The organism is Microbacterium sp. C448, assembly GCF_000582705.2.
In the GTDB taxonomy this organism is placed as follows: Bacteria; Actinomycetota; Actinomycetes; order Actinomycetales; family Microbacteriaceae; genus Microbacterium; species Microbacterium lacus_A.
In genome coordinates this window covers 1-10,780 of the sequence record NZ_HG779752.1, presented here as the reverse complement: position 1 = coordinate 10,780, position 10,780 = coordinate 1, and the positions used below count along the sequence as shown (strand labels likewise).

Sequence of the window (10,780 nt, the reverse complement as noted above, 5' to 3'; positions counted from 1 at the left end):
CGCCGTCATCGACGAGGACGGCAGAACGCGACATGTGTTCGCGGCGAAGGCGCCGAACGAGCGCTGGCTGGTGGACATCACGGAGCACAAGACCGCGGAAGGCAAGCTCTGCTGCTGCGCCATCAAAGACGTGTTCTCCGGCCGGATCGTGGGCTACTCGATCGACTCGAGAATGAAGTCCCGTCTGGCCGTCCAAGCGCTCGAGAACGCTGTCGCGATGCGCGGCGACGTCGCCGGCTGCACCGTCCACAGCGACAGAGGATCTCAATTTCGCAGCAGGAAATTCCTGCGCGCCCTGACCCGTCATCGCATGGTCGGATCGATGGGCAGAGTCGGCTCCAGCGGAGACAACGCGGCCATGGAATCGTTTTTCGCCCTGCTGCAGAAGAACGTCCTCGACCGCCGATCCTGGACCACCCGGGAACAGCTGCGCATCGCGATCGTGACCTGGATCCAACGGACCTACCACCGTCGACGCAGACAACGTCGACTCGGGACTTTGACGCCCATCGAGTTCGAGACCATCATGAACACGACCGCCGCACTGGCGGCGTGACTACAACCTGTCACCTATCCGTGCAGCAGTCCCCTTCCCAGGGTGTTCACACGAGCAGCTGGTGCTTCGCGAGCTCGCGGTAGAGCGGCGTTGAAGCGACCAGCTCGGAGTGCGTGCCCTGACCGACGACGCGACCCTGATCGAGCACGACGATCAGGTCGCTGTCGACGACCGTCGAGAGGCGGTGCGCGATGACGAGCAGGGTTCGGCCTGTCGCGACGGCGTCGATAGCGTCCCGCATCCGTTGCTCGTTGACGCCGTCGAGCGACGACGTCGATTCGTCCAGTAGCAGGATCGGGGGAGCGGACAGCAGGGCGCGGGCGATCGCGAGCCGTTGACGCTCACCGCCCGAGAGCATGACGCCATCCTCGCCCACGGGCGCCTGTAGCCCGAGCGGGCTGCGCTCGAGCACATCGCCGAGGTTCACGGCGCGTAGCACCGCTTCGCACTCGGCGTCGCTCGCGTCGGGCGAGGCCAGCCGCAGGTTGTCAGCGATCGTGCCGGCGAGCGTCGGGGCATCCTGTTCGACGTATCCGAAGCGAGCGCGCAACTCGTCGCGCGGAAGAGTGCGGATGTCTGCTCCGTCGAGCTCGATCGACCCCGCGGTGGGGTCGTAGAACCTCTCCAGCAAAGACAGGACGGTGCTCTTGCCGGCGCCGCTCGGCCCGACGAGGGCGACGCGTGCGCCATGAGGCACGTCGAACGAGATACCGCGGAGCACCTCGCGCGCGGCCTCCTGCTCGGCGTCGTGCTCGGCCCCGTTCTCGAACGCAGCGCTCTCCTGCGCGGGCTTCTCGAGGTGGACCTCTTCGAGCAGGGTGCGCGCGGCGGCGGCAGCGGCGGCACGGGCCGCTACGACGTCGTCGGGGTAGCGGAAGTGCACGTCGCGGAATGCCAACGCGGGGGCGGTTCCCGACCCGGAGGACGCCGATGCCGTGGCATCCGCAGACCGTACGCGCGCGGCGACCCCGGCCGCGAGAGTGGCGTCTTCCTGGTCTTCGGTCGGCAGGTCGAGCACCTCTTGGATGCGGCCGAGGGCACCGAGTGCCTGGTTCACGCTCGTGATCGCACCGAATGTCGAGCCCAGCGGGCCGATCAGCATGAAGAGGAAGATGATGAACGTCACGAGGCTGGCGATGCCGATCGCCCCGGATGCGACGCGGAAGCCCCCCACGCCGAGCACGACGAGCAGCGAAACCTGCAGCGCGATCCCCGCGATCGGCACGACGAGGGCCGAGACCTTGGCGATCCGCACTCCTACGCCGTACGCCTCCGTGGCGAGCGAGGATACCTGCGCGACCTCGCGCTCGGTCGCGCCCGAGGCGCGCACGGTGCGGATCGACCCGACGGCGCGCTCGACGCCCGAGGCGAGCTCGCCGACCTTGACCTGCTGTTCCGTGGAAGCGGTGCGGATGCGTCCGCTCAGCAGCACCACGACGGTGACCGAGACGCCGATCACGACGACGATCAGCCCGAGCAGAAGCGGGTCGATGATGGCCATCGCGATGAGGGCCCCGACGAAGATGAGCGCACTGCCGATGGCGTCTGCGAGGCCCTGCGTCAGTACCGCGTAGAGCAGGGTCGTATCGGTGCCGACTCGAGATACGAGATCGCCTGTGCGTCGTGCGTCAAACTCGCTGATCGGGAGGTGCAGGATGCGGGAGATCAGCTTGCGCCGGCTGGAGTAGACGACGGCCGTTCCCGTGCGCTGCAACAGGTAGTGCTGGTAGCCCGAGATGATCGACGAGACGATGACGAATCCGACCAGCAGCCAGACGAGCGCGCCGAGCGACACCTCGGTCTGCACGCGCTCGATGATCTGGCCGACCAAGAGCGGCTGCACCAGGGTCGCGCCCGCGCCGAGCACGCTCAGGATCGCGACGACGATCAGCACCTTCTTGTGCTCGAACAGGAAGGGGAGCAGCTGGCGCATCGTCGCGCGCGGGCCCTCGGGCTCGGAGCGGCGTCCGCGGCCGCGGCCACGGGTGCGGGTGGTGTCGGACATGGTTACCTCGTGTTGATTGCGCGGAAGGGGATGGGGGCGGAACGTCGAGGCTCGCGCTACCTTCGACCGTACTTCTTGTGCGGGACTCGGGCCTCCCTCCAACGACCGATATTGGCGCGAATGTCGGCGCCAATATGGGGTGGTGCGGTACTGTCGAGGCACCGTTCACACCAGCATGTCGTGAACCAGCTGTGCGGAGACAGGGTCGTCGCCGCCGAAGAACAGGAGGTCGGTCGTGGTTTCTGTCGCACCGGCGGTCGAGCCCGCGCCGGGTGGTCGCCCCGATCTCACTCAGCAGATCCGCGAGGCCATCCTGGGCGGTGAGTTCGCCCCTCATCAGCGTCTGATCGAGGCGGACATCAGCGAGCGATTCGTCGCAACGCGCGCGGCCGTTCGAACCGCTCTGCTCAACCTCACGGGCGAGGGGCTCGTCGAGCGACTGCCGAACCGCGGCGCACGCGTCCGCGCCATCAGCGTCGACGAAGCCGTCGAGATCGTCGAGGTGCGCATGGGGCTCGAGGCCCTCTGCGCGCGAAAAGCAGCCGAGCGGCTGTCCGACGACGAAGCCGACGAACTCCGCGACCTGCGCGACCGCATCCGCGAGGCCGTCGCGAGCGGCAACCTCGTCGAATACGCCCGCCTGAACCAGGACATGGACCGCCGCATCCGTGAGATCAGCGGTCACGAGACCGCGATGCAACTGCTCGAGCGCCTGCGTGCCCAGTCGGCGCGCCATCAGTTCCGGCTCGCGTTCCACCCGGGACGCGCCACCGAGTCCGCGCCCGAGCACATCGCGATCATCGAGGCTGTGCTGGCGCGCAACGCCGACGCGGCGGAGGCGGCGACCCGCAAGCACCTCGAGGGAATCGTCGCCGTGCTCCGCAGTATCGATTGAGCGGAACGACGAGAACGGCCCGGTCGATTTCCCGACCGGGCCGTTCTCGTTCTAGCGGGTAGGTGTTATCCGAAGGTCTCGGCCGTCGCGTAGCCCGCGCCGTTGTACTTCTGGACCGTGACACCCGAGATAGCGGGCTGTCCGTCCTCCGTCGTGTTGATGGACGCACCCTCGAGCATCAGCGGGGCCGTGAAGCCGTCGATCGTCCGCAGCTGCTCCATGAAGTTCTCACGGGTCGGCTCCGTCATCTTGGCGAACACCTGCTCGAGCGTCGCGCCGATCTGGTAGCTCCACACGCAGTGCGGGAACGCCGGGACATCCGGGTAGTCCGCGTACTCGGCGAGGTTCGACAGGAACGCCGCACCCTCTTCGCTCTCGGCGAAGGTCGGGGCGGACGCGGACTGCGCGAACGCGACGGTGTAGATGCCCGGGAAGGCCACGGCGTTTCCGGGGGTGAGGATCGCGCCCGGGCTCGACGTGTTCGAGGGCAGGAACCAGCTGGGCAGCCAGCCGAGCTCCTGCGTCTTCAGCAGCGACGAGATCACGAGCGGGGTGATGGACATCGCATTGAAGAACACGTCCGCGTCGGTGGCGGCGAGCTCGGTGAGCTGGGCGTTGACATCCGTGTCGGTGGCCTCGTAGGTCAGCTCGTCGACGATCTCGATGTTGTCGGCGCCCTCGATGGCCTCCTTGAAGCCCTCGACATAGCCCTCGCCGTAGTCGTCGTTCTGAGACAGGATGGCCACCTTGTGGTCTTCGCCCGAGGCCGCGAGCAGCTCACCGAAGGCCGCGCCCTCGTTCTGGTAGATCGGCACGAAGCCGAGCTGCCAGGGGCTCTCTTCCTGGTTGCTGAAGATCGGGTCGCCGGTCTGGATCAGCACCTGTGGCACCTCGTCCGCGATCGCCGCTTCGCGGTACGCGCGGTTCGTCGGTGTGCCGAGGCCCGACGTCATCAGGAAGGCGCTGCCCTCGAGCTGCTGGAAGTTCGCGAGCGCCTTCTGCGGGTCGTACGCGTCATCCAGGGCGTCGATCTCGACGGTGCGGGTCTTTCCGTCGCCGAACTCGACTCCGCCCTCGGCGTTCTTCGCGCCGAACCATGCCGTGATCCCGGCGACGGTGCAGGTGCCGGGGCCGGCTGTTGCGCCGCTCAGGGGTGTCGTGATGCCGAGCGTGATGCTCGTGTCGGTGATTCCGGGGCTGGCTTCGACCGGTCCATCGCTGGATCCGCCGCTATCTCCTCCGCGGGAACATCCGGCGGCCAGGACGGCGACGATGCCGATTCCTGCCACGACCGAGGTGATCCGCGCTTTTTTGCGCAGTGTGCTCATGTCACGTGCCTCTTTCTTCTGAGTGTGTGTTCTGTGGTGCGGGTGTGGTTGAGGTCGGTGTTGCGGCTGGTGCGGTAGGTGTGCCCGAAGCCGCAGACGCAGGCGCTGCCGGATCGCCGGGACGGTGACCGCCGCGTCGACGGCGCCAGAGGCGGGGGAGTGAGACGAGCCCGCCGGGCAGGATGAAGAGGATCAGCAGCAGGAGCGCCCCCTGAAGGGCGGCGGTCAGGTTCGGATCGATCAGGTTCGTCAGCTGCGGTCCGAGCACGTAGTACGCGCCCCCCAGAAGCGACCCGATGATGCTTCCCGCTCCGCCGATGACCATCGAGGCGAGCAGCGTGATGGAGTGTCCGAAGCTCATCGTCTCGGGGGACGTGTACTGCACGACGACCATGTAGAGGAAGCCCGCGACACCGCCGATCAGCGACGCGATGGTGAACGCGAGCACCTTGTACCGGTAGGGCGAGATGCCCATCGACGACGCCACCGCTTCATTGCTCTTCACGATTCCGAAGGCGCGGCCGTACTTGCCACGCACGAGGTTGCGAGTCAGGAGGAATGTGGCCGCACCGATCACGATGACGATGTAGAGCTGCCACTGGTCATCGAACAGGCCGGTCCATTCGGGAGCATCCGAGAATCGCGCGGATGTTCCCTGCGACCCGCCGGTGAACTCCGAAAGCCTCTTGGCGAGCGGTACGCCGACGATCGGCAGAGCGATCGTGACCATCGCGATGGCCAGCCCGCCCAGACGCGCCGCCGCCAGAGCGACAAGCAGACCCGCGATACCGGGAATGAGGATGGCGAGCGCGAACGTCAGGATGATGTTCCAGTCGTTGTTCACACCCCACGCGGTGACGTACGCACCGACGCCGACGAAGAAGATCTGGCCGAGCGACACCTGCCCCGTGTAGCCCATGACGACGTTCAGCCCGAGCACCGCGACCGCGAAGACGCCGATGCGGGCGACCGTCTGGTTGGCGAACTCCGGCAGGATCAGCGGAGCGACCGCGAGGATGACGACGACGAGCAGGATGCCGCCCCACCGCACCCACGTTTTGTTCTTGAGACTCGCTGCCTGCGCCATCACACTCGCACCACATCTTTCCGGCCGAACAGGCCCTGGGGGCGGACGATCAGGACGACGAAGATCAGGATGAACGGCACCGCGATCTTCAGGTCGTATCCGATGAACGGCACATAGACGGCCGCGAGGTTCTCGAGGATGCCGATCGCCCACGCGGCGATCACGACACCGATCGGGCTCGACATGCCGCCGAGGATGACGGCCGCGAGAGCGTAGACCAGCGCCGTGTCCATCATTCCGGGGGTGAGGGTCAGCTGCGGTGCGATGAGCGCGCCGGCCACCGCGCCGAGCACGGCCGCGAGACCCCAGCCGGTCATGAGGAGCCGGCCGACGGGCAGGCCCGAGAACGACGCCGACTGCGGATTGCTCGCAACGGCACGCAGCGCCAGTCCGAGCTTCGTACGCAGGAACAGCAGCTGCAGAAGGAGCATGATGCCGACGATGACGAGTGTCGTGCCGATCGAGCGCACACTCACGACGGCGCCGAGCACGCTGATGCTGTCGAGGGGGAAGAGCGAGGGGAACTGGAGGTTGTTGTAGCTCCAGATCCAGCCGCAGATGCCGGTGATGAGGGTGAGCAGACCCACCGTGACGACGATCGCGGTGTCGGGCTCACCACCCTCGAAGCGGCGCATGACGAACCGTTCGATGAGCGCCCCGAGGGCGAACGACAGGATGACCGAGATGATGATCGCGACGATCAGCGGCAGTCCGAGCTGCAGGAACGCATAGGCCAGGTAGGCCGACAGCACGGCCATCCCGCCCTGTGCGAAGTTGATCAATCCGGTCGCCTGGTTGACGAGCACGATTGCCAGCGCGAGCGCCGCATAGATCGAGCCGACCGACAGGCCGTCGATGACGAGTTGGACGAAGGTACCCATCGCTCACCCTCCCAGGTAGGCGCGGCGGATCTCGTCCATGCCCTTGAGCTCGGCCGAGGTTCCGGTGAGGACGTTCCTGCCGGTCTCGAGCACGGTGGCCGAGTCGACGAGGCTGAATGCGAGGTTGGCGTTCTGCTCGACGACGAGCATCGCGATGCCGGATTCACGGCGGAGGCGCCCGATCGCGTCGTAGACGTTGCGAGCGGTGCTCGGGGCGAGCCCCAGAGATGCCTCATCGAGGAGCAGCAGTCGCGGCCGAGCCATGAACGCCCGCCCGACGGCGAGCATCTGCTGCTCACCGCCCGAGAGCGCCGCGGCGTGCGAACCGATGCGATCCTTCAACTGCGGAAACAGATCCAGGCAGTAGTCGATGTCTTCCGAGATCGCCTTCCGGTCCTTCCGCAGGTAGGAACCGACGCGCAGGTTGTCGCGGACCGAGAGCTGCCCGAGCGTGCCGCGCCCCTCCGGAACATGTGCGATCCCGAGTGCTGCGACCTGGTCGGGGCGCATGCCACTGATGTCGCGCCCGTCGAATCGGATGGTGCCGCCCGTGCGGACGACCCCGGTGATCGCGCGGAGCGTCGTGGTCTTGCCCGCGCCGTTGGCGCCCAGGATCCCGACGGCGCCGCCGTCGGGCACGCTGAGCGAGACGCCCTCCAACACCTGGACGGACCCGTATGACGCCGTGACGTCGACAAGCTCAAGCAGCGTCATCCGCGGGCTCCTTTCCGATGTAGGCCTCGATGACCCGGGGGTCCGACTGCGCCTCGGCCGCCGTGCCCTCCATGAGCTTGCGGCCGTGGTCGAGGACGACGACGCGATCGGTCAGCGCCGAGATCAGACCCATGTGGTGCTCGACGATGATGACCGTGATGTCCTCTTCGTCGCGCAGGCGCCGGATCGTGGCGATGAACTGCTCGACCTCGCCGTGGGAGAGGCCCGCAGCCGGCTCGTCGAGGAGCAGGAGCCGCGGACGAGAGATCAGTGCCCGGCAGAGCTCGACGCCCTTGTGGAGGCCGTGCGACAACTCGTCCGCGGGAAGATCCGCGGCCCAGCCGAGTCCGTTCCGCTCGAGCAGGCCACGTGCCTCGGTGCGGAGGTCCCGCTCCGCCCGAGGTGTGGGAGGAAGCCGCAGCGACCATGCGGCGGGGCCACCCGGGAGGCGTGAGTGGCCACCGAGCAGCACATTCTCGAGAACGCTCGAGTGCAACTGAAGGGCCGGGTGCTGGAACGTGCGTGCGAGACCGAGTGCCGCGAGGCTCGACGGCCGGGTGCCGAGGATCTCAGTGTCGTCGATCTTGATCGAGCCGGACGTGGGTCGGTAGTGCCCGCTGATGCAGTTGAACAGCGATGTCTTTCCGGCACCGTTCGGGCCCACCAGTCCGAAGATCTGGCCGGGCTCCACGGTGAACCCGACGTCTTCGAGCACGCGGACGCCGCCGAAGCGCAGATTCACCTCATTCAAGGTCAGCTGAGCCGCCATAGCTACCGTCCTTGTCGTCGCACCATTGCATTCGGGTCGGGTGAGATCCCGCTTCAGGGACCTTACGGATGCGTCTGTGGATTGTCAACGATCTTGGTGTGAGTCCTGCATCCTGTGTCGTGATCGTGATTCTTTCCGACGGAATCCGTGTGGCGCGTGCTGATTTCTGTTGAACGGAAACGGCGGACGACTTCACCGTGACGTCGTGTCAGCATGAGTTTCCCGCTCCCCACAGGAAGGTCGATGATGACATCCGAATCCCTCGCCCAGGCGATCACCCGCGCCGGCGGCGCCGTCGAACTGCTGCGCAACCAGAACTGGCCCGCGTTCACGTTCCCCGTCGCTCCCGAGTTCACCAACTGGCGCGACGAGCAGCGCGCGTGGAACACGACCGTCGCCCTCATGGACCAGTCGCACCACATGACGCAGCTCTTCCTCGGCGGAACCGACCTGATTCCGCTGCTGGAGTCGATCTCGCCCAACACGTTCGCCACTTTCCGGCCGGGCATCGCGAAGCAGCTCATCTCGGTCAACCAGGACGGCTACCTGATCGGCGACGGCATCCTGTTCTACAACTCCGAAGACCGCGAGGGACTGGTGCTGATCGGGCACCACCTGCTGATCGACTGGGTGCGCTTCAACGTCGAAAAGGCTGAGGCCGCGGGCAAGGACGTGCATCACCGGCTCGAGGGCAACTCGCACATGCGTCAGGGCCCGCCGACCTTCTATCGGTATGAACTGCAGGGGCCCGCAGCCAACGAGGTCATGGAGAAGCTGTTCGGCGGTCCGGTGCCCGAGGTGAAGTTCTTCCATATCGGCGACTTCACGATCGCCGGCCGCGCCGTCAAGGGCCTGCGCCACGGCATGGCGGGGCAGCCCGGATTCGAGTTCTTCGGGCCGTGGGCCGATAACGAGGTCGTGTTGGGCGCGATCCTCGAGGCGGGCGCCGAGTTCGACATCCGGCGGGTCGGAGCGAAGGCGTACTCGGCGACGCCGCTCGAGTCCGGTTGGGTTCCGACGCCGTTCCCGGCCATCTTCGACGACGACCTGGCCGAGTACCGCGAGTGGTTGCCCGCGGATCGAGCAGGATCGATCGCGGGGTCGCTCTTCTCGGACGACATCCACGACTACTACATGACGCCGTACGACCTGGGCCTCGGTCGCTCGGTGCGCTTCGACCACGACTTCCACGGCCGCGCCGCGCTCGAGCGCCACAAGGAGAACCAGACGCGACACAAGGTCACGCTGCTCTGGAACGCCGAAGACGTCGCGGATGTCGTCCGCTCGCAGGTTGAGCCGGGGATTCCCGCGAAGTTCCTCGACTTCCCGAAGGCGCGCTACGGCCTGTACCAGATGGACACCGTGCTGCTCGAGGGAAAGCCGGTCGGCATCTCGACCGACGCCGGGTACGTCGCCTACGACCAGCTCTACATGTCGCTCGCCACACTCGACGTCGACATCGCCGACGGATCGGTCGTCGAGGTCGTCTGGGGCGAAGACCCGATCTCGCAGAAGCACTCGGTCGATGCCGTCCACCGCCAGGTGCGGATTCGCGCGACCGTTGCCCCGGCGCCCTTCCACGACTGGGCTCGCACCGTGTACCGCGCGAACGGCTGACGCCCGAGATCCCACGCGAACGTGGGTTGCGCGATCCGTCGACTAACATGGCGCCCGACCACCCATGGTGGCCGCGTGGGCGGCGCCGCGGGATGCGTCGAGGAGGATGCCATGGCTCGCGGATCCGCGGGGGAGTCGGTGCTGCACAAGCACCTGCGCATCCTGGAGTCGTTCGACGCGTGGCATCCGTTTCTCACCCTGACCGAGATCGCGGATGCCACGGGGCTCGCGCCGTCGAGCGCACACCGATTGATCGCCGAGCTCGAACGCGAGGGTCTGCTCGAGCGGCAGCCCGATCGCACGTATCGCCTCGGCGTGCGGTTGTGGGAGTTCGCGAGTCGGACGCCGGGCGCGGTCGGTCTGCGAGAGATCGCTCGGCCGTGGCTCGGTGCGGTGCACGAGCGCGTCCGCCAGCACGTGCAGCTCGGGGTTCGCGCGGGTCGTGATGTGCTGTTCATCGAGCGGATGTCGGCGCAGGACGCCGTGCTGAACGCGACCCTGATCGGCGGGCGCATCCCGCTGTTCGCCTCATCCAGCGGGCTCGTCCTCGCCGCGTACGGTGATCCTTCGGTCGTCGAGGACGTGATCCTCGGTGGTCTGCGTGCGTACACGGATCGGACGATCGTCGATCCGGACGAGCTCCGCCGTGAGGTCCGTCGTGTGCGAGCAGACGGGTACGCGGTCAGCGCGGGGCACATTCATGCCGAATCGACCGGGATCGCCGTGCCCGTGACGGGTCCGGACGGCTCGGTGTATGCGGCGCTCGGCGTGGTCGTGCCGAACGATGGCGCGTCGCCGCAGTCCCTGATCGACCTACTGCGCCGCGCCGCGGTGGGCGTTTCGCACGACCTCGCGCAGGCCTACCTTCCGGACGAGGGCGACGGATCCCGAGGCATCCGCTCTCTCGTGGGTTCGTCGCGACGCTCGA

The 10,780-nt window shown here is 67.1% G+C and carries 10 protein-coding genes; 4 read left to right on the top strand and 6 right to left on the bottom strand.

Features of this window, described 5'->3' with window-relative positions; all coding sequences use genetic code 11:
• Window positions 1-556, top strand: a 556-nt coding sequence (locus tag MIC448_RS12625) for an IS3 family transposase (RefSeq protein WP_144238048.1), incomplete at its 5' end; no start/stop codon positions are given.
• 46 nt (window positions 557-602) lie between these two features.
• Here MIC448_RS12625 and MIC448_RS12620 read toward each other — a convergent pair.
• The gene (locus tag MIC448_RS12620; RefSeq protein ID WP_036300280.1) at window positions 603-2,561 is read right to left on the bottom strand and encodes an ABC transporter ATP-binding protein; all 1,959 of its coding nucleotides are present in this window, start codon (window positions 2,559-2,561) and stop codon (window positions 603-605) included.
• Between the two features lie 235 nt (window positions 2,562-2,796).
• On the opposite strand from MIC448_RS12620, the gene MIC448_RS12615 reads away from it, so the two are divergent.
• Entirely contained in the window at window positions 2,797-3,456 is a 660-nt protein-coding gene (locus MIC448_RS12615; protein ID WP_198517760.1) for a GntR family transcriptional regulator, read from the top strand.
• Window positions 3,457-3,521: 65 nt separating this feature from the next.
• Here the strand turns inward: MIC448_RS12615 and MIC448_RS12610 are convergent, their stop codons facing one another.
• Genes MIC448_RS12610 through MIC448_RS12590 form a run of 5 tightly spaced genes read right to left on the bottom strand, consistent with a single transcriptional unit; the run spans window position 3,522 to window position 8,235 of the window.
• Entirely contained in the window at window positions 3,522-4,784 is a 1,263-nt protein-coding gene (locus MIC448_RS12610) for an ABC transporter substrate-binding protein (RefSeq protein ID WP_036300277.1), read from the bottom strand.
• Window position 4,785: 1 nt separating this feature from the next.
• The gene (locus tag MIC448_RS12605) at window positions 4,786-5,871 is read right to left on the bottom strand and encodes a branched-chain amino acid ABC transporter permease (RefSeq protein WP_036300275.1); all 1,086 of its coding nucleotides are present in this window, start codon (window positions 5,869-5,871) and stop codon (window positions 4,786-4,788) included.
• The gene (locus MIC448_RS12600; protein WP_036300273.1) at window positions 5,871-6,752 is read right to left on the bottom strand and encodes a branched-chain amino acid ABC transporter permease; all 882 of its coding nucleotides are present in this window, start codon (window positions 6,750-6,752) and stop codon (window positions 5,871-5,873) included. The genes MIC448_RS12605 and MIC448_RS12600 overlap by 1 nt, the downstream gene beginning before the upstream one ends.
• A gap of 3 nt (window positions 6,753-6,755) precedes the next feature.
• A complete protein-coding gene (locus tag MIC448_RS12595) occupies window positions 6,756-7,466 on the bottom strand; it encodes an ABC transporter ATP-binding protein (protein WP_036300271.1) in 711 nt (236 codons plus the stop codon).
• Window positions 7,453-8,235 (bottom strand): ABC transporter ATP-binding protein, encoded by a 783-nt coding sequence (locus MIC448_RS12590; protein WP_036300269.1) that lies wholly within the window; start codon window positions 8,233-8,235, stop codon window positions 7,453-7,455. Before MIC448_RS12590 ends, MIC448_RS12595 begins: the two co-directional genes overlap by 14 nt.
• 243 nt (window positions 8,236-8,478) lie before the next feature.
• On the opposite strand from MIC448_RS12590, the gene MIC448_RS12585 reads away from it, so the two are divergent.
• Complete coding sequence (locus tag MIC448_RS12585) at window positions 8,479-9,852, top strand: aminomethyltransferase family protein (protein WP_198517759.1); 1,374 nt, start codon at window positions 8,479-8,481, stop codon at window positions 9,850-9,852.
• Between the two features lie 111 nt (window positions 9,853-9,963).
• Window positions 9,964-10,780 (top strand): IclR family transcriptional regulator (locus MIC448_RS12580; RefSeq protein WP_144238047.1); only part of this gene is annotated, 817 nt, incomplete at its 3' end.